The organism is Streptomyces sp. NPDC054849, from assembly GCF_053610945.1.
Genome location: NZ_JBSGZI010000048.1, coordinates 36,047 through 53,796 on the forward strand (window position 1 = coordinate 36,047; position 17,750 = coordinate 53,796).

The 17,750-nt window shown below is 72.0% G+C and carries 17 protein-coding genes; 11 read left to right on the plus strand and 6 right to left on the minus strand.

Going from position 1 to position 17,750, the window contains the following annotated elements; all coding sequences use genetic code 11:
• Window positions 1-82: 82 nt before the first annotated feature.
• Window positions 83-775: a beta-glucanase gene (locus tag ACWGIF_RS21365; protein ID WP_453499600.1), complete on the minus strand. Its 693-nt coding sequence runs from the start codon at window positions 773-775 to the stop codon at window positions 83-85.
• A gap of 268 nt (window positions 776-1,043) precedes the next feature.
• On the opposite strand from ACWGIF_RS21365, the gene ACWGIF_RS21370 reads away from it, so the two are divergent.
• The 4 genes from ACWGIF_RS21370 (at window position 1,044) to ACWGIF_RS21385 (ending at window position 6,707) form a co-directional block, all read left to right on the plus strand.
• On the plus strand, window positions 1,044-1,451 hold the full coding sequence (locus tag ACWGIF_RS21370) for a GNAT family N-acetyltransferase (RefSeq protein ID WP_453499602.1): 408 nt from the start codon (window positions 1,044-1,046) through the stop codon (window positions 1,449-1,451).
• An 85-nt stretch (window positions 1,452-1,536) separates the two neighbouring features.
• The gene (locus tag ACWGIF_RS21375; RefSeq protein ID WP_453499604.1) at window positions 1,537-2,409 is read left to right on the plus strand and encodes a hypothetical protein; all 873 of its coding nucleotides are present in this window, start codon (window positions 1,537-1,539) and stop codon (window positions 2,407-2,409) included.
• Entirely contained in the window at window positions 2,409-4,565 is a 2,157-nt protein-coding gene (locus tag ACWGIF_RS21380; protein ID WP_453499606.1) for a bifunctional serine/threonine-protein kinase/ABC transporter substrate-binding protein, read from the plus strand. Before ACWGIF_RS21375 ends, ACWGIF_RS21380 begins: the two co-directional genes overlap by 1 nt.
• 6 nt (window positions 4,566-4,571) lie before the next feature.
• Entirely contained in the window at window positions 4,572-6,707 is a 2,136-nt protein-coding gene (locus ACWGIF_RS21385; protein WP_453499608.1) for a bifunctional serine/threonine-protein kinase/ABC transporter substrate-binding protein, read from the plus strand.
• Window positions 6,708-6,734: 27 nt separating this feature from the next.
• Here ACWGIF_RS21385 and ACWGIF_RS21390 read toward each other — a convergent pair whose 3' ends face one another.
• A complete protein-coding gene (locus ACWGIF_RS21390; RefSeq protein WP_453499610.1) occupies window positions 6,735-7,355 on the minus strand; it encodes an L-threonylcarbamoyladenylate synthase in 621 nt (206 codons plus the stop codon).
• Window positions 7,356-7,705: 350 nt separating this feature from the next.
• Between ACWGIF_RS21390 and ACWGIF_RS21395 the strand changes: the two genes are divergently transcribed.
• The 3 genes from ACWGIF_RS21395 to ACWGIF_RS21405 all read left to right on the plus strand — a co-directional run bounded on the left by ACWGIF_RS21395 (window position 7,706) and on the right by ACWGIF_RS21405 (window position 11,825).
• Window positions 7,706-9,793: a SpoIIE family protein phosphatase gene (locus ACWGIF_RS21395; RefSeq protein WP_453499612.1), complete on the plus strand. Its 2,088-nt coding sequence runs from the start codon at window positions 7,706-7,708 to the stop codon at window positions 9,791-9,793.
• A gap of 86 nt (window positions 9,794-9,879) precedes the next feature.
• Window positions 9,880-11,109, plus strand: a complete 1,230-nt coding sequence (locus ACWGIF_RS21400) for a serine hydrolase domain-containing protein (protein ID WP_453499614.1) — start codon at window positions 9,880-9,882, stop codon at window positions 11,107-11,109.
• Window positions 11,110-11,300: 191 nt separating this feature from the next.
• Window positions 11,301-11,825 carry a GNAT family N-acetyltransferase gene (locus tag ACWGIF_RS21405; RefSeq protein ID WP_453499616.1) on the plus strand — a complete coding sequence of 175 codons (525 nt, stop codon included), beginning with the start codon at window positions 11,301-11,303 and terminating at the stop codon, window positions 11,823-11,825.
• Window positions 11,826-11,935: 110 nt separating this feature from the next.
• Here the strand turns inward: ACWGIF_RS21405 and ACWGIF_RS21410 are convergent, their stop codons facing one another.
• The gene (locus ACWGIF_RS21410; RefSeq protein ID WP_453499618.1) at window positions 11,936-12,811 is read right to left on the minus strand and encodes a hypothetical protein; all 876 of its coding nucleotides are present in this window, start codon (window positions 12,809-12,811) and stop codon (window positions 11,936-11,938) included.
• 217 nt (window positions 12,812-13,028) lie between these two features.
• Window positions 13,029-13,211 (minus strand): hypothetical protein, encoded by a 183-nt coding sequence (locus tag ACWGIF_RS21415; protein ID WP_453499620.1) that lies wholly within the window; start codon window positions 13,209-13,211, stop codon window positions 13,029-13,031.
• A gap of 261 nt (window positions 13,212-13,472) precedes the next feature.
• On the opposite strand from ACWGIF_RS21415, the gene ACWGIF_RS21420 reads away from it, so the two are divergent.
• Both ACWGIF_RS21420 and ACWGIF_RS21425 read left to right on the plus strand, forming a co-directional pair.
• A complete protein-coding gene (locus ACWGIF_RS21420; RefSeq protein WP_453499622.1) occupies window positions 13,473-13,952 on the plus strand; it encodes a hypothetical protein in 480 nt (159 codons plus the stop codon).
• Between the two features lie 98 nt (window positions 13,953-14,050).
• Window positions 14,051-14,449, plus strand: a complete 399-nt coding sequence (locus tag ACWGIF_RS21425) for a DUF4440 domain-containing protein (protein ID WP_453499624.1) — start codon at window positions 14,051-14,053, stop codon at window positions 14,447-14,449.
• A gap of 10 nt (window positions 14,450-14,459) precedes the next feature.
• Here ACWGIF_RS21425 and ACWGIF_RS21430 read toward each other — a convergent pair whose 3' ends face one another.
• Window positions 14,460-14,813 (minus strand): hypothetical protein, encoded by a 354-nt coding sequence (locus ACWGIF_RS21430; protein WP_453499626.1) that lies wholly within the window; start codon window positions 14,811-14,813, stop codon window positions 14,460-14,462.
• 229 nt (window positions 14,814-15,042) lie between these two features.
• Between ACWGIF_RS21430 and ACWGIF_RS21435 the strand changes: the two genes are divergently transcribed.
• Window positions 15,043-15,942, plus strand: coding sequence for an aminoglycoside phosphotransferase family protein (locus tag ACWGIF_RS21435; RefSeq protein ID WP_453499628.1), 900 nt, complete (start codon window positions 15,043-15,045; stop codon window positions 15,940-15,942).
• Between the two features lie 122 nt (window positions 15,943-16,064).
• Here ACWGIF_RS21435 and ACWGIF_RS21440 read toward each other — a convergent pair whose 3' ends face one another.
• Entirely contained in the window at window positions 16,065-16,694 is a 630-nt protein-coding gene (locus ACWGIF_RS21440) for a sigma-70 family RNA polymerase sigma factor (RefSeq protein WP_453499630.1), read from the minus strand.
• A 90-nt stretch (window positions 16,695-16,784) separates the two neighbouring features.
• Here ACWGIF_RS21440 and ACWGIF_RS21445 point away from each other — a divergent pair, with 90 nt between their 5' ends.
• Window positions 16,785-17,612, plus strand: a complete 828-nt coding sequence (locus ACWGIF_RS21445) for an alpha/beta fold hydrolase (protein WP_453499636.1) — start codon at window positions 16,785-16,787, stop codon at window positions 17,610-17,612.
• The last annotated feature ends 138 nt before the right edge of the window (window positions 17,613-17,750 follow it).

The window sequence follows — 17,750 nt, forward strand, 5'->3', positions numbered from 1 at the left end:
TGTTCCGGTGTTCCGGTGTCCCGAGCGTTTCCGGGCTCCCGCCGGGGCACCTGAGCCCCGGCGGACGGTTCCGGACGGGACTCTAGGGGCGCTGCACCCGGAGATACGAGACCTCGAACGACATCTCCGAGACGTCCGGGTCGGGCGCCGGGTGGTAGCGCCCGGCGCACACGGAGAGGTTGACGATGAGGTACGCCCGCCAGTTTCGCCCCACACCCCGCCGGTCGGCGAAGACCCGCGTGCCGTTGACCCACCACACGACCGAGCGCGCTCCGAACTCGACCTTCAGGTCCACCCAGCCGTCGGGGGCGACCGAGGGGTTCCGGTGGTAGTGGGATCCGCCCTTGACGTGGTTGGAGAGTTCGAGCAGGTCGGGGTTGTCCGGGTGGTACTCGAAGACGTCGATCTCGTTGTCGCCGTCCAGCCAGGTCCAGATCGCCGGCCAGGCCCCGACCTCGGCGGGCAGCCGCACCCGGGACTCCAGCACGTCCCCGGTCCGCACCATGAACCCCTCGTCGCTGCCCTCGGTGGTCAACAGGCCCGTGTTCCAGTTGCCGTCCGGGCGGCGGACGGCGCGGAAGGTGCCGGTGCGGCTGAAGGACGGGTCCGCCACCAGGTGGTCGAGTTTGTTGTCGCGGGGGTTGGTGGGACCGCCGTCCGGATAGGCCCAGGACCTGCCGGCGACCCACTGTGAGGTCGAGCCGAAGTCCGCGGTGAAGACGGGCGCCCGAGCACCAGTCGGGCCGGCGTCACGGCCCGCGGTGCCGGCACTCACACCGGCACTGGTGCCGGTGAAGCGTCCGAGGAGTCGTCCTAGCCATGGGAGAACCTGAGTGAGCACATCGCTCCTTCCGTTGAACGGACGCCCCTGCAGCATGCCCGGTCGGCATGGCATGCATACCGGTCAACCGGTTTGTCTTCCGCCTCCGACGAGGTGAAATAATCGAATGTCCACAGTGACCATTACGCGCGAGGGTGGGTCCCCCAAGGACCGCCCGCGTTCGCGGCCCGACTCGAAGAGCTGAGCAAGGAGTTGCACCGGTATGTGGAAGTGTGAGCGTGTCAACGGCGCCGACCTGGACGTCGAGGAGGTCATCGGCGTCTACCGTGCGTCCACCCTCGCCGAGCGCCGCCCCGTCGCCGATGTGGAGCGGTTCGCCCGCATGCTGGCCGGGGCCAACCTCGTCGTCGTCGCCCGCGCCGACGACGGCACCCTGATCGGCATCGCCCGCTCCATCACCGACGGCGCGTACTCGACCTACCTCGGTGACCTCGCCGTCGACGTCGCCTACCAGCGCAAGGGGGTGGGCCGCGACCTCATCCGGGTCACGCGGGAAGCGGCGCCCCAGGCGAAGCTGATCCTGCTCTCCGCACCGGCCGCGGTCGACTACTACCCGCGAGTGGGCTTCACCCGCCACGAATCGGCCTGGACCCTCGACCCCCTGCAGTAAGAGCCGGCCAGCCTCAAGTTGCCTTTCGCAATAGGCCAGTTACACGCGTCCTCGGCGGGGTACCATCCGTGCCGTGGGGGGACCAGTGAGACGCAGAGGGAATGTTGCGCTGCGCGCCTACGGCTGCGCGGTGGCGGGCTTGTTCTTCATCGTCGGGTGCACGGCCGACGGAGCGGCGAACGGCGGTGCGGAGCAGAGCGGAGCGGCGAACGGTGGAACGCCCGGCCGCACCCCGGCCGCGCCGTCCGGCACGGGCAGTCCGGGGGCCGGCGGCACCCCGGCCGCCCCGCCCGCCGGCTCCGGCGGGTCCCTCGTTCCCCAGCTGGACGAGGCCAAGCAGCCGAAGACGGTCTCCGAGGCCCGCGCCCTGCTCGGCCGGCTCGTCATCGCCGAGGAGGCCTTCGGCCCCGAGGTCGTGCGCAGCACCCCGTTCGAGAGCGACCCCGGCCGCTGGCCCGTCCTCGGCGAGGACTGCGTCTGGCAGACCTCGGGCCTGCCGGACGACGTGCTCGCCACGAGCACCCGCTCCTTCCACATCCCGGCCAAGGACGGCCGTGGCCGCGTCCAGATCAGCGCGACGGTCACCGTCCACCACAACCGCGAGGAATCCGGCTGGGAGACCGCCCGTGCCATGGAGGAGGTCCTGCGCTGCCCGAACCAGAAGCTGCGCGAGGGCGAGGAGCTCAAGAACCTGTGGGGCGGCTCCCTCTACCTCGGCGAGCAGATGAACGGGTGGACCGAGGACGCGTTCAGCGAATCCGGCGAGTACGTCAGCGCGGAGCACGGCGGCCCCCACCGCTACACCTGGTCCCAGGCCCAGTTCGGCCCGGTGACCATGGCCATCGCCGGAAAGGGCGCGGCCGGCGTCACCGACGAGGCCATGACCGCGTTCGTGGTCCAGGGCACCAGCCGCATGATGCTGCAGGCCCAGCAGGAACTCGGAAAGGCGGCGGGCTGATGGAGCGGCTCCATCCTTCGGACCCCTCGCGGATCGCCGATTACCGGCTCCTCGGACGGCTCGGCGCCGGAGGCATGGGCGTCGTCTACCTCGGCCGAACCGACGACGGCGCCCTCGCCGCGGTCAAGGTGATCCGTGCCGAGTACGCCGACGAAGCCGACTTCCGGGCACGCTTCCGCCGCGAGGCCGAGATCGCTGCGGAGGTGGACAGCCCCTGGGTCGTCCGGATCACCGGCGCCGACCCCGACGCCCCCGAACCGTGGCTGGCCACCGCCTTCGTCGCCGGACCGTCCCTCGCCGAGGCCGTCGCGGCCCATGGACCGCTCCCGCTGCGCGCCGTACGGATCCTCGGCAAGGCCATGGCCAAGGCCCTCGGGGTGATGCACGAGCAAGGCCTCGTACACCGGGACGTCAAACCCGGAAACGTGCTGCTCGGCATGGACCGGCCCCGGCTCATCGACTTCGGGATCGCGCGCGGCGGCGAGCACACGGCACTGACCTCCGCCGACGCGGTCCTGGGCACCCCCGGCTTCCTCCCACCCGAACAGGCCGAGGGCCGCCCGGCGGAACCGGCCGGTGACGTCTTCTCGCTCGGCTGCCTCCTCGCGTACGCCGCCACCGGCCGCCTGCCCTTCGGCACCGGAACCGTCGAGGCGGTGCTCTACCGCACCGTCCACGACGAGCCCGAGTTCGGCCCGCAGATCCTCGAAGACCCCGAACTCACCGCGCTGCTGCGGACCTGTATCGCCAAACACCCCGACCTGCGCCCCACCGCGGGCGAACTGGACCGTGCGCTGACCGAGGACACCCCGGGGGAGGGCGTCGACTGGCTGCCCGACCCGGTCGTCGCCACCATCGCCGAGCGCGCCGCCGCGCTGCTCGCCCTGCCGGGCATCGACGAGACCGTCGCCGACGCGGACGCCGCCCCCGCCCCCGGCACCCCCGCGCCCACGCGCAGGCGCTTCCTCGCCCTCGCCGCCGGCGGCGCCGTGCTGGCGGCCGGCGGCGGCCTGGCCTCCTGGGCGGCCCTTCCCGAAGACGACAAACCCAAGACGCCTGCCCCGCCCGGCCCGCGTCAATGGGTGATCGGCGTGCACGCCGACCTCTCCGGCCCGCAGAAAGCCGTCGGACAGGCGCAGGAACGCGGGGTGCGGCTGGCCGTCGCCGCCTTCAACTCGCAGAAGGACAAGCCGTTCACGCTCACCGTCGCCACCGCCGACGACGCCGGTCGGGCGGACCGCTCGGCGGCCGCCGCCACCGAACTCATCGCCGACCGGGACCTGTTCGCCGTGATCGGTCCCAGCGTCAACGACTCCGTGATCCCGTGCCTCGAACTCTACGGGGAGAGCTCCGTACCCCTGGTCAGCGTGTCGGCCCTGGCGACCACGTACAGCGTCACCGACCGGCGCAGCTTCTTCCAGAGCTGCCCGATCTCCTCCGGGCAGGCCGCCGCGGTCAACCTGCAACTCGCCGGAAAGCAGGGCGTCCGGCGGATGGGCATCCTCAGTGACCGGGCAGGCGACACGGACAGCTGGCAGGCGGCCCTGCTGGTGGGCCGCACCATCGCCTACTTCGCACCCGAGGCCACCTACTACGGGCGCGTCGTCCCGCGCGGAGTGCAGGACCTGGCCCCCGTCGTCACCGACATGCTCGCGCACGGCGTCGACGGCTTCTACTACGCCGGAAGTCCGGCGGGCGCGGCCAAGGTCGCCGGACTGCTCGCCGCCGCCGGTTTCAAGGGCCCCCGCGCGGCCGACTACGCCCTCGCCGTACCGGAGTTCGTCAGCGCCGCCGGCCCCGCCGCCGAAGGCTGGCAGTTCTGCACGCCGTACACCGGCCCCGACGCCCCCGAGGTCGCCGAGGTGGCCCGCGCGCACCAGGCCGCGTACCGCTCGGCCCCCGACATCTGGACCGCCGAGGCCTTCGACGCGACCCGCCTGGTCATCGACCGGCTCGTCGCCGGCACGAAGGGCGGCGGCCGGCCGTCCCGTGCCGAGCTGCTGACCGCGCTCGCCCAGGGCACCTTCCGCGGTCTGACCAAGGAGTACACCTTCGACGAGCGCCGGCAGTTCAAGGGCAACGTCTACTTCCTGCACAAGGTGGAGGCCGGCCGCATCCGCTATGCGGGCCCGGTCACCGCGCCCCCGGCGGGATAGTCGCCCGTGCGCGCCCTCACCCCCGCCGATCCGGCCGCGATCGGCGGCAACCGGCTGCTGGGACGCCTCGGGTCGGGTGGGATGGGCACGGTGTACCTCGCCCGCTCCGCCGCCGGAACCCTGGTGGCGGTCAAGGTCATCCGCGCCGACCACGCCCAGAACCCGGACTTCCGCGCCCGCTTCCGTCGCGAGGTGGAGGCCGCCGGGCAGCTGGCCGGGCGCTGGGTGGTCCCGGTGGTCGCCGCCGACCCGGAGGCGCACGAGCCCTGGCTGGCCACCCCGTTCGTCCCCGGGCCCTCGCTGGCCGAGGCGGTGGGAGCGTACGGTCCCCTGCCCGCCCGGGCCGTACGGACCCTGGGCGCGCGGCTCTCCGAAGCACTGGCACAGGTGCACGCGGCCGGGCTGGTCCACCGCGATGTCAAGCCGGGCAACATCCTGCTCGCGCCGGACGGGCCCCGGCTGATCGACTTCGGGATCGCGCGCCACGAGGGTGCGGCCACGCTGACAGCCGCGGACGCCGTCCTCGGCACGCCCGGATACCTGGCGCCGGAGCAGGCCCGGACGGGAGGCGGCGCGGTGGGTGCCGCGAGCGACGTGTTCTCGCTCGGCTGCGTCCTCGCGTACGCGGCGACCGGACACGGCCCGTTCGGCGGCGGGCACGCGGCCGCGGTGGTCTACCGTACGGTGCACGACGAGCCCGAACTCACGGGCGTCGACGCAGGATTGCTCGGACCGGTGCGCTCGTGCCTGGCCAAGGACCCGGCCGCCAGGCCGACGCCCGCCGAGCTGCGCGCCCTGCTCGGCGACGACCCGGTCGGGGCGGACGCAGAGGACTGGCTGCCGCCCCCGCTGCCCCGGCTCATCGCCGAACGCTCCACCAGGGCCCTGGAACTGCCCGCCCCGGAGCCGACCCGGATCGACGCGCCGCCGGCAGCCGGTCAAGGTCTCACGCGCAGGCGGCTGTTCGCGGTCGGTGCGGGCCTCGCCGTCATCGGCGCACCGACCGCCTGGTTCGCCACCCGTGGGCGGGGCGGCGGCTCGGCGCCGCCCCGCGAGCTCGCCACTCTCACGCTCGCCCTCCAGGCCGATCTGACCGGGCCCGGCAAGGCCGTCGGCCAGGCCCACGAGCGGGGCATGCGCCTGGCCGTGGAACGGCACAACGGGCGGGCGGACGCGGCGTTCCGGCTGGCCCTGCGCGTCGCCGACGACGGCGGAGACGCGGCGCGCGCCGCCCAGGCCGTCAAGGAGCTGGTCGCCGACCCCGCCGTGCTCGCCCTCGCCGGGCCCACCTGGGACGCGGCCGTACCCGAGCTGGCCGCCGCCTGCACCGCGGCGGACGTCGCCCTGCTGCTCGTGTCGGTCGACAGTACGGAGACCGCCCAGACGCAGTGGCGGACCCTGTGCGCCACACGCCCGGCCGGCGACAAATTCGCCCTACCGGTCATCGACTACCTCAGCCGCGTACGACCGGTCCGCCGCACGGGACTGGTGGAGGACGCCGAGGGCGGGGAGCCCACCTGGCCGCTCGTGCGCACCCTGCAGCAGACCCCGCCGTCGCGGGGCACGATCAGCGTCCACCGGGTACCGGTGGGCAGTTCCGACTTCGCCGGGGCCGCACGCGCGCTGATCGAGGCCGGGGCCGAGGCCGTCGTCTACGCCGGCACCTCACCGCAGCGCGCGGCCCGACTGGCCCGCGCCCTCACCGATACCGGCTTCCAGGGTCCGCGCGTCGGCATCCAGCACGCGATGGAACCGGCCTTCCTCACAGCTGCCGGTGCGGCCGCCGAGGGCTGGGTGTTCAGCGCGCTGTTCACCGACCCGTCGGCCGTCCCCGCCGCGGCGGAGTTCACCGCTGCCCACCGCGCCGCCCACGGGGAACCGCCCGCCCGCTGGGCCACCGAGGCGTACGACGCGGTGGGCCTGATGGCCGCGGGCCTGACCGCCCTGGCGGAGGAGGGGCGAGACCGGGCGGGCCTGACCCGCCGGATCTTCCGTACCGCCCACCAGGGCCTGGCCAAGCCGCTGGCCTTCGACACCGCCACGCACGTGCTGACCGGAAACCGCGTCGCCCACCTCTACCGGGTCGAATCCGGCACGTACCGCTACCTGGGCCTCTACCCGGACGTGCGCATCGGATCGTGAGCGAGGCGGGGCAACGTCCCGGCGCGGCTACTCGAACCGAGAGGTGTCGCCCGCGCCCCGGCGCACGATCTCGACGTCACCGCCGGAGAAGTCGATGACCGTGGTCGGCTCGGTGCCGCAGTCACCGGAGTCCAGCACGGCGTCCACCTCGTGGTCGAGCCGTTCCTTGATCTCCCAGCCCTGCGTCATCGGCTCCTCCTCGTCGGGCAGGAGCAAGGTGGAGGAGAGCAGCGGCTCACCGAGCTCGGCGAGCAGGGCCTGGGTCACGACGTGGTCGGGAATCCGGACCCCGACCGTCTTCTTCTTCGGGTGCAGAAGCTGGCGCGGTACCTCCGACGTCGCGGGGAGGATGAAGGTGTAACTGCCGGGTGTCGCCGCCTTGATCGCGCGGAACACGTCGTTGTCGATGTGCACGAACTGGCCCAGCTGCGCGAAGTTCTGACAGACCAGGGTGAAGTGGTGACGGTCGTCCAGGTTCCGGATCGACCGGATCCGGCCGATGCCCTCCCGGTTGCCCAGCTGGCAGCCCAGCGCGAAGCAGGAGTCGGTCGGGTACGCGACGAGCGCGCCGGAGCGGATGATGTCGGCCACGTTGCCGATCGTGCGACGCTGAGGATTCTCGGGGTGCACGTCGAAGTATTTCGCCATCCGCCGAGCCTACGCGGTCGGAGCCCTCGGCCTCAGGAGACCGGTGCAACGATGCGCGGACCCCGGCACGGCCTTGCTCGTCCATGAGTGGGTGCAGCGCCTCGCCGAGCCAAGGCAAGCCGAGCCGAGCCGGCCGTGCGGGTGGGCGGCAGCGCCTCGCCGAGCCAAGGCAAGCCGAGCCGAGCCGGCCGTGCGGGTGGGCGCGAACCGGTCCCGGCGCCGGCGCTCCGGACGCTGCCGGGCGGGTTCGGGGGCACGATGAGAGGTAGCCGTGCGCCTCGGGCCGCCGCAGGCCGGTGGGCGACGGGCGGTTGCCGGGCTGCCGACGGTGTCGGAAGGGAGCGTCGCCGATGGGTGTGATCGACGGATCGGGGGCCGGTGGGACCGGGCCCGACCGCGCCGGGCTCTCCCCGCCGAGCGGCCTGCTCGACGTCCTGAACGTCGCGGCGGTGGTCCTCGACGCCCAAGGGCGGATCGCCCTGTGGAGCCCGCAGGCCGAGCAGCTGTTCGGCTGGACGGCGGCCGAGGCACTCGGCCGGCCCGCCGCCCGGCTGCTGGCCGCCCAGGATCACGTCGGCCTGGTCACGGAGCTGTTCGCCCGGGTCATGGGCGGTGCGGGAGACTGGGCGGGCGCCTTCCCGGTGCGGCACAAGGACGGCAGCACACGCCTGGTGGAATTCCGCAACATGCGGCTGCTCGACGAGCACGGAAACCTGTTCGCGCTGGGCATCGCGACCGACCGCACGCGGCTGCGCCAGCTGGAGAGGGACCTCGCCCTGTCCGCGCGCCTGGTGGCCCAGTCCCCGATCGGGCTCGCGGTCCTGGACACCGAGCTGCGGTACGTCCTGGTCAACCCGACACTGGAGCGGATCAACGGGCTGCCGGCCGAACAGCACATCGGCCGGGGCGTCCGCGAGGCCCTGGCCTTCCTCGACGACGCTGAGGCCGCCGAGTCGGCGATGCGCCAGGTCCTGGCCACGGGTACGCCGCTGCTCGAACAGTTCACGGCCGGCCGCACCCACGGCGGACAGCGCATCGAGCACGCCTGGTCGGTCTCGTACTACCGGCTGGAGGACGCCACCGGGCGGGTCCTGGGCCTGGCCACCTCCGTGGTCGACGTCACACAGAGTCACCAGGCGGCTCTCGAGATCGCACGCAGCCGCCGGCGCCTCGCCCTGATCGCGGACGCCACCGTCCGCATCGGCACCACCCTCGATCTGGATCAGACCGCCCGCGAGCTGGCCGACGTCGTCGTGCCCGAGCTCGCCGACATCGCCGCGGTCGACATCCTCGACTCCGTCCTCGAGGGGCGGCCCACCCTCAGGTCGTCCGCCCATGAGCCCGCGGTGTTCCGGGCACTGGCCGTCGCGGCCGCCTATCCCAGCGAGGCCGTCCGCGCCGCGGACCCGCCGGGCGACATCGCCCGCTACGCCGCCGACCGGCTGGTCACCCAGTCCGTGACGACCGGCCACCCGGTCCTCGTGGCGCACGTCCACGCCCGGGACATCTCCCGCATCGCCCGCGACAGCACCGCCGCCACCCTCCTGACCCGCGCGGGCCTGCGCTCGTACCTCGCGGTGCCCCTCATCGCCCGAGGCGAGGTCCTCGGCGCCCTCGACCTCAAGCGCACCCGCAACCCACTGCCGTTCAACGACGACGACATCGTGCTGGCCGGCGAACTCGCCGCCCGCGCCGCCGTGTGCATCGACAACGCCCGCTGGTACCGCAACGCACACCACACCGCACTCGCCCTCCAGCACCACCTCCTGCCTCACCACCCACCGCCCACGCCCGGCCTGGAGGTCGCCTCCCGGTACCGGCCCGCCGCGGCCAGCAGCGAGATCGGCGGGGACTGGTTCGACGCCATCGCGGGGCCGGACGACACCACCGTCCTCGTCATCGGAGACGTCATGGGCAGCGGCATCAACGCCGCCGCCAGCATGGGACAACTGCGCACCGCGACCCGCACCCTCGCCGAGCTCGCGCTCGACCCGACCCAGGTGCTCCAGCAACTGGACCGCACCACCGCCGCCCTCGAAGAGACCATCGCCACCTGCGTCTACGTCGTCTACGACCCGCACCGCGCCCAGTGCCGGGTGGCCGTCGCCGGACACCTGCCCCCCGTCCTGATCCGCTCCGGCGACACCCCCGAGCTGCTCGACCTGCCGACCGGCGCGCCCCTGGGCGTGGGAGGCATCCCCTTCGAGGCCACCACCGTCGCCATGGAGCCCGGCGACCAACTGGTCCTCTACACCGACGGCCTGGTCGAAACCCGGGACCAGCCCATCGACGAACGCCTCGCCCTGCTCATGGACCTGCTCGCCGACACCGGACGCCCGCTGGAGGAGACCTGCGACCGGCTCCTGAACTTCCTGCGCCGGCCCGACGACCACGACGACGTCGCCCTGGTCATCGCCCGCGCGAAGCCACTGCCGTAGCGGACGGCTCGCCGCGCGACCCGGGCGGCACGGGCCTAGGCTGATCTCAATGCCTTGCCCTGGTCCCGTACCACAGGAGGCACGTGGTGAAAACGACGCACATACGGCTCCGCCGGGCCTGCGTGGCCGCCGCAGCGGCGGCTCTGCTCGCCGGCACGGCCCTCGTGGCCCCCGCATCCGGGGTGCCCGCCCCGGCGCAGCCCGTCGCCGCAGCCCCCACTCCCACCCCCGACGGGGACTTTCCGCAGCTCACCCCGGCCGTCGCCGCCCAACTCGACGCCGCCATAAGCCAGGTCATGCGCGAGGCACAGGTGCCGGGCGTGATCGTGGGACTGTGGGCCCCCGGCAAGGGAAGTTACGTGAAGGCGTTCGGCGTGGCGGACAAGGCGACCGGCGCGCCCATGCAGACCGGCTTCAACACGCGGATCGGCAGCCAGACCAAGACGTTCACGGTCACCGCCCTCCTCCAACTCGTCGACCAGAACAAGCTCGGCCTGGACGACCCCATCGGCAAGTACATCACCGGCGTCCCGAACGGGGACCGCATCACCCTGCGTGAACTGGCCGGCATGCGCAGCGGGCTCTTCAACTACAGCGAGGACCCGGACTTCGACAAGGCGTTCACCTCCGACCCCGACCGCCGCTTCACCCCCCGGCAGTTGCTCGACTACTCCTTCAAGCACCCGGTGAACTTCGCGCCGGGCGAGAAGTTCGAGTACTCCAACACGAATCTGATCCTGCTCGGCCTGGTGATCGAGAAGATCACCGGCCGGCCGCTGTCGCAAGTCATCGACCAGAACGTCGTCGGACCGGCCGGGCTGCGCCGCACGCTCTTCCCGACCGGCGCGGAGTTCCCCGCACCGCACGCGCAGGGCTACACCGACCAGACGGCCTCCGGCAAGATCGAGGAAGCCACCGACTGGGACCCGTCCTGGGCCTGGGCCGCCGGAGCGATGATCTCCGACCTCCAGGACCTGCGCAGCTGGGCACGCACCCTCGCCACGGGCACGCTGCTGACGCCCGCGACGCAGGCCCAGCGTCTGAAGACCACCTCGGTCGGCATTCCCGGCGCCGGATACGGCCTGGGCCTCTTCAACGTCCAGGGCTGGATCGGTCACAACGGCTCGCTCCCGGGCTACGAGAGCCTGGGCATCTATCTGCCGCAGGAGCAGGCGACCCTGGTCGTCATCCTGAACACCGATGTCCTGCACGACGGCCAGGAGCCCAGCACCCTCTTCGGCGAGGCGATCACCGGAATCGTGACCCCCGACCACGTGTATCCCGGCCACAAGCCGTCCGAACCGAAGTCCGACTGACGACGAGGGCAGCCGCAGCCGCAGCCACGGCCGTAGCCTTAGCCGTAGCCGCGTGAAGCCGGACCACCCACCAGTCCCACGCTCCGGTGCCCCGCCATCCGCAGAGCGGCCCGTCTCCGGTGTCACGAGCCGGACACCGGAGACGGGGACGCGGGGAAGGGTCGGATGATCGGACTGTTATCGTCCGAGGTATGCCAGAGCTCATCACCCCCACCCCGCGCCTGTACAGCTCCTGGCTGGCCGCGCGAGAGGAATGGGGCCTCGACGCCCCCATGGACGGCGGCGGGCTCGGCTTCGACGACGACGTGGACAGCCCGGCGGGCTTCGCCGCCTGGGTGGAGCGCCTGCACCACTATGCGGACCGTACGGCGCCGGTCGACCACGGCCGGGTCCACGCGACGTACTGGTGGATCGCCGAGGAAGACACCTACCTGGGCGCCATCGACCTGCGGCACTACCTCAGCGGCTTCCTCCTCGACGCGGGCGGCCACATCGGCTACAGCGTCAGGCCCTCGGCCCGCCGGCAGGGACTGGCCGCCTGGGCCCTGTCCGCCGTCCTGCACGAGGCGCGCGTGCTGGGGATGGACCGGGTCCTGCTGACCTGCGACCCAGACAACGAGGCCTCGGTTCGCACCATAGAGCGCAACGGCGGTGTACTGGAGGACGTCCGCGAGACCCTGATCGGCCCCAAGCGGCGGTACTGGATCACCCTCTAGCGCGCTGCCAGTGGGTGGATCTTGCTCGGGAAACCTCATTCGCGGTGATAGACCGAGCGGACTTTGCAGTCTGACAGGGGGATGGGGCGACGACCGACCGGCCGTCGACCTCAGTACAGCGGGCCGGAGGGAAACCCGTGATCCGGCGGGAACGGATCGGGCAGGACGGGAACCGGCCGACCGGCCGCTCCCTGCGCGCGCCCGACGGCCAGGCGCGCGGGCCACTCCGCAGCCCACATGATCGCGGCGGCCCCCGCCAGCTGCCAGAAGCCGTCGGCGTGAAGCCGGGGATCCATGAACGCGAAGGCCGCGCAGATCGACCACAGCACCAGACAGTGGTAGGCGACGAGGACGAGCGAGGCGATTCCCGGTACGGGCAGAGAGAGCGTGATGCGCGGCAGCATGAAGAGGGACGCCACTGCACACAGGGCGAGCGCCTGCCGCCACCCCGGCGCAGAGTCGAGCCGGACGCCGTCCAGCACGAGCGTGGCGAGCGCGAGTCCGGCGGCATTGAGCAGTACGGCGGCCAGCGAGCGCGCTGCCGCGTGGCTGCTGCGGCGGCGGAACAGGGCGAAGAAGGTCCCGACCGTGGTGGCGACGGCCGCCACCAGCAGCCCCGAGACGAAAACCGGCCACAGTCCGGTCAGGCCGGCCGACAGACCGACGGCGCCGCAGATCCGTACGCCGGCCCACAGGGCGAGCGGATACACGGTGAGCAGAACCAGCAGGTTGACCAGGGTCTGCAGCACGCCCAGGAACATCAGACGACGCACCGGGGCGAAGAACTCCCGGTCGGAGCCCCAGAGGTCGGGCTCCTCCGTGAGGAGCTCCTGGGCCCGTCGCAGGGACGGTCGCATCAGGAGAGCCGTCAGGCTCGACACCGCCCATGCGCTTGCGCTCACGAAGGCGGCCACCAGCGTCACCACGAGTACCTGCCCGCCTGCCGAACCGGTCAGCCGGAAGTCGACGACCAAGAGCGCGGCCACCGCCACGCCGGCAGCAAGCGAAGCCAGCCGCAGTATGACGCCGACACCCCTTCCCGTACGTCGATGCCCGCGCCCGGTATCGGCCGTCATCAGCCCGCCCCCTCGTGAGTCGCGACTCCGATGAAGGCATGCCCTGCTTGCACCCTCGCCAGCCATGCAGGGCCCCGCCGGTCCGGCCCAGACCGGATTGGTTGTGGCGCGATGTCACCGGTGCCCGTCAGCGTCTGCGGCCCCATCCACGGGCGGGCCGCGTGCTGCCGATGCCGGCGACGTGCAGGGCGAGTGCGGCGAGACCGATCAGCATGAGGTTGGTCGAGCTCAGGACGTCGTTGGTGGCGATGTCAGCCGCGTTGATGAGGAACGCGATGAAGAACAGGACGGCGGCGGCGATGCCCAGCATGTGTGGGCTCCTTTCGGTCGGTGCCGACCGTGTGCCCCGTGCGGGCCGGGCCATGAGTGTTCGGCGCTTGTTTCTCGGCCGAGAAGCCTGCTGCCGGCCTCCGGAACGAGCCGAACTGTCCATCCACCCGCACGGGTCGAGCGATCCAACGTGCCGAACCTCGACTCGGCCTCAGCCATGGGACACGCAGTTACGAAGTTGTTGCAGGAACTGTGGGTTCCGGCACAGCGTTCCCCCTCACTGCGCTGCTGGAGTCGCGAGATGGCGTACTTCTTGTTGCTGCTCGTCCCAGCCGGTCTGATCCTTCCGCTTGTCTTCGCCGGTCGGGCCGTTCGCGTGCTGGCTCGGGCCGGCGGGTCACGGCGTGCCGACAGCGAGGCTTGGCTGAGGACCGTCGGCTTTGCCCAGGTGGCGATCGCTGTGGGCGTGTACGCCTGGGGCCTGCTGCATGTCACCGGCGCCGTGCTGTCGGCAGAGGACGGTGGGACGAACTCGACCCCCATTCCGCCCTGCCGCACCCCGGGCTGGGAGCACCGTGCGGAAGGGATCGCCGGCTACCGGGTGCAATACGTGCCTCTGCGGTTCGTGTGCGAGACCGACGACGTCGGCGACTACACGACCTCCGTCCCCGACCTCGTCAACCCGGTCTCCTTCCTCCTTGGCCTCGGGGCCGCCGTCTGCTTTGCCGTCGCAGCCCTGAATTCGGACAGCAGCCGCGAGCAGGACGGCACCGGTAGATAGGTAGTGCATCGCCTGTGACGTTGTACGCCTCCCAGATGGCGCGGACGCCGATTCTCGGAGGCACTTCCGGTCACCCGTTCCGGTGTTACTGTCGCGCCATGTCCAAAGGCGAAATCGACGTGGTGACGGCCGAGTTCTTCGGCGCCTTCGACAACCGGGGCGGCAAGGCGGCCGACCTGGACCGCATCCGCCGGCTGGTCCTGCCCGGGGGAGTGATCGTCAAGACCGGCCCGGAGTTCACGGTCTACAGCGTGGACGAGTTCATCGAGCCCCGCCGACTGTTGCTCGGCGGCGGTCGGCTGATCGAGTTCTCCGAATGGGAGACCGCCGAACGGACCGAGATCGCGGGCGACATCGCGTCGCGTTTCGGCGGCTACCACAAGTCCGGGATCCTGGACGGCGAGCCGTTCGAGGGCGGTGGGACCAAGACGATCCAGTTCGTCCGCACCCCGGACGGCTGGCGGATCGCGGCCTTCTCCTGGTACGACCAGCCCTGAGGCGCTCCGCTCAGCGGAACTCGTGCACCAGCTGGATCTCTCCCACGATGTGGGCGTTGAACTCGTCGAGCTCCTCGGCCGGAACCCACAGTTCGAGGATGGTCCGGCCGCCGGCCTGCTGGACGGGGTAGCGGCTCAGGAACTCCGACTCGACCTCGAAGCGCGTGACGAAGCCGACACCGCTGTGCTTCACGTTCCAGTCCCTCGCGATCCTGATCGCGTAGTCCTCGTTGAGGACCGGGTAGAAGATCGGCTGCTCCGGCAGACGGGGCGGCCAGGCACGCCAGTTCAGCTCCCGCACCAGGTCCAGCTCCTGCGGACCGGTCGGGCGCCACAGGGTCGTCGTCATCGGCCGGCTGGTCATCAGGATCACTTTCTGAACGGGGAGGCCACCGAAGCGGCTGGTCAGGACACCGGACGATACCCGCACGGCAGTGCGGCCGGCCACGCCGTTTCCGCACCGCGGATTTCCTGGTCCGGTCTCCGGGGGCCCTGACGAGTCGTTCGGAAACCGCCGCGGAGTAGGGGGTGGAGGACGCCGCCCCGGAAAAGGGTTTGACGTCCGTCGGCTTCCGGCCTTCGAATGGCGACCCATGACTCCAGGACAGATCCGGCCCGGCCTGCACCCCGTCGACGACGATCTCGTACGGCGGCTGGTCGCCGGGCAGTTCCCGCAGTGGGCGGGGCTGGCGGTGGAACGGTTTCCCTCCGGCGGCACCGTCAACGGCATGTTCCGGCTGGGTGACCGCATGGTCGTACGGCTGCCGCTGCGGGAGGGCGGGGCCGGGGACGTGCCCACGGAGTGGGAGTGGCTGCCCCGCCTCGCTCCCCGGCTGCCCGTGGCCATACCCGAGGTGCTCGGGGCCGGTGAGCCCGCCGAGGGGTATCCGTGGCCGTGGTCGGTGTACGGCTGGCTGACGGGGGAGAACCCCCTTGCGGGCGCTCTGAGCGAGCCCGTGGCGCTGGCCCGGGACCTGGCCGGCTTCGTGGCGGCGATGCGGAGCGTCACCCTGCCGGGTGCGCCACCCGCCTACCGGGGAGGGCCGGTCGCCTCGCTCGACGCGCAGACCCGGGCCGCGATCGAGGAAGTGCGCGGGATACCGGAGGAGGACGTCGACTGCGACGCCCTGGCCGCCTTGTGGGAGGAAGCGCTGCGGGCCCCGGAATGGGACGGCCCGCCGGTATGGCTGCACGCCGATCTGATGCCGGGCAATCTGCTGGTGGACGGTGGCGGGCTGAGTGCGGTCATCGACTTCGGGTGCATGGGGGTGGGCGATCCGGCCTGCGATCTGTTCCCGGCGTGGAACCTGCTGCCGCCCGATGCGAGGAAGGTCTTCCGCGACGAGCTCGGCGTGGACGACGCGACTTGGACCCGCGGCCGCGCGCGGACGCTCTCGCAGGCGCTCATCGCGCTCCCGTACCACCGCACGGCCAACCGGGCGATGGCGGACAACGCCCGGCACGTGATCCGTGCGGTGCTGGAGGAGGGCTGACGCCCTTGACGTACGGGCCGTGACGGGGATGTCAGTGCCCCCCGCCGTTTTGCCGCCTGACGCACAGAACCCGGCCGCCGATGTGCAGAACGGCTGAGGGCAAGCCGTTGTGACTCTTGCCCTCAGCCGTCGCCCCTCAGCCGGTCGCGCTGGAGCTGGTGCGCGAGGGTGCGGCGTACCGAGGCCGACATCGGCGCCGTGGCGGTCGCCTTCACGGGGACGTCGAGGCCCCGGCTGATCTCGTCGTACGCCTCCCGGAAGCCGGCGGGAAGCTCTGCCCGGTGGAGCCTCAGGTCCTCTTCGAGGAGGCGCCGCAGCTCGTCGACGGTCCGGGGCGTGAAGCGCTTCCTGCCGCGGGCGAAAGCGTCGACGCAGCGGGCGCAGCGCGCGGTGTCGAGGGTCTCGGAGACCTCCTCCGCCAACCCCCACAGGCGTCCTTCGAGCCACGGGAGGTCGTGTTGGCCGAGCGCGAGGGCCGTCGGGTGCAGGGGTTCGCCGATCGTGGACTTCGCCACCTGCTTGGACACGGCGGGCTGGCTCATGTCGGTGATCCGGGCGATGGTCTCCTGCGTCCAGCCGAGACCGGCGAGCAGCTGGATCATCTCGGCGCGCAGCTTGCGCATCTCCTCGCCCGCGCGGATGACGTCGTTCATGCCGGCGAGCATCCTTCCGGCCTGTTCCTCGGTCAGTGCCCCGATCAGTGCCGCACCGGGTGCCCCGGACTTTCGGTGCGTGCTCTCTTCGCCTGCCACCACTCGGTTATACACCGGCGCGCGCATCCCTCATCACCTGGGTGTATAACCCGGTTGTATAACCTGGTTATGACTGAGAGGATCGCCGCCATGCCCACCTTCACCGCACCTGACGGAACCCGGCTCGCCTACCGCTGCCACGGAAGCGGTGACCCGGTGGTCTGCATCCCGGGAGGCCCCGCGGACTCCGCCTATCTCGGCGACCTCGGCAGCCTGTCCGCGCACCGTCGCCTGGTCGTCCTCGATCTGCGGGGCACCGGCCGGTCGGCGATCCCCGAGGACACCTCCTCCTACCGCTGCGACCGTCTCGTCGACGACATCGAGGCTCTCCGTGCCCATCTCGGCCTCACCAGGATCGACCTGCTCGCCCATTCCGCCGGAGCGAACCCCGCGACGCAGTACGCGGCCCGGTACCCAAAGAACGTCGGCAGGCTCGCCCTGATCACCCCCGGTACCCGAGCCGTCGGCATCGCCATCACGGGGGAGTCGCGCCGAGAGCTCGCGCGCCTGCGGAAGGCCGAGCCGTGGTTCCCGGCCGCGTTCGCCGCGCTGGAGGCGATCACCGAGGGCACGGGCGGCGACTGGGACGCCGTCAGTCCCTTCCTCTACGGCCGCTGGGACACCGCGGCGCAGCGGCACCACGCGGCCGGCCGGCCGCGCAACACGGAAGCCGTCTCCCTCTTCGCCGCCGAGGGCGCCTTCGATCCGGAGGCGACGTGTGCGGCACTCACCGCCTGCGAAGCCCCCGTCCTGCTGCTCGCCGGGGAGTTCGACCTGAACAGCCCCCCTCGGTCGGTGGCCGAATACGCCGGGCTGTTCCCCCACGCCACGCTCGTCGTCCAGCAGAGGGCGGGCCACTACCCGTGGCTCGACGACCCCGGCCGGTTCGTGGCGGCGACCGCCGCATTCCTGGGCTGAGATCTGCCCGGCGCCTGCGCGGGACCCGCGCGGCGCGAACGGGGCGACGGCCCCGGCGTGGTTGCGCCGGGGGCGGCGTCGGTGGGGCGGGCCCGCGCGCCCGTGCCGCGAACAGAGCCCGGGGGGGCGGTGCGGGAG

Excerpts from the sequence above, each read along its gene's own strand:
- ACWGIF_RS21405 (WP_453499616.1), top strand. The coding sequence starts at position 11,301 with ATGCCAGAGCTCATCACCCCCACCCCGCGCCTGTACAGCTCCTGGCTG.
- ACWGIF_RS21390 (WP_453499610.1), bottom strand. The coding sequence starts at position 7,355 with ATGGCGAAATACTTCGACGTGCACCCCGAGAATCCTCAGCGTCGCACG.
- ACWGIF_RS21380 (WP_453499606.1), top strand. The coding sequence starts at position 2,409 with ATGGAGCGGCTCCATCCTTCGGACCCCTCGCGGATCGCCGATTACCGG.
- ACWGIF_RS21420 (WP_453499622.1), top strand. The coding sequence starts at position 13,473 with ATGGCGTACTTCTTGTTGCTGCTCGTCCCAGCCGGTCTGATCCTTCCG.
- ACWGIF_RS21415 (WP_453499620.1), bottom strand. The coding sequence starts at position 13,211 with ATGCTGGGCATCGCCGCCGCCGTCCTGTTCTTCATCGCGTTCCTCATC.
- ACWGIF_RS21370 (WP_453499602.1), top strand. The coding sequence starts at position 1,044 with ATGTGGAAGTGTGAGCGTGTCAACGGCGCCGACCTGGACGTCGAGGAG.
- ACWGIF_RS21425 (WP_453499624.1), top strand. The coding sequence starts at position 14,051 with ATGTCCAAAGGCGAAATCGACGTGGTGACGGCCGAGTTCTTCGGCGCC.
- ACWGIF_RS21435 (WP_453499628.1), top strand. The coding sequence starts at position 15,043 with ATGACTCCAGGACAGATCCGGCCCGGCCTGCACCCCGTCGACGACGAT.
- ACWGIF_RS21395 (WP_453499612.1), top strand. The coding sequence starts at position 7,706 with ATGGGTGTGATCGACGGATCGGGGGCCGGTGGGACCGGGCCCGACCGC.
- ACWGIF_RS21430 (WP_453499626.1), bottom strand. The coding sequence starts at position 14,813 with ATGACCAGCCGGCCGATGACGACGACCCTGTGGCGCCCGACCGGTCCG.
- ACWGIF_RS21445 (WP_453499636.1), top strand. The coding sequence starts at position 16,785 with ATGCCCACCTTCACCGCACCTGACGGAACCCGGCTCGCCTACCGCTGC.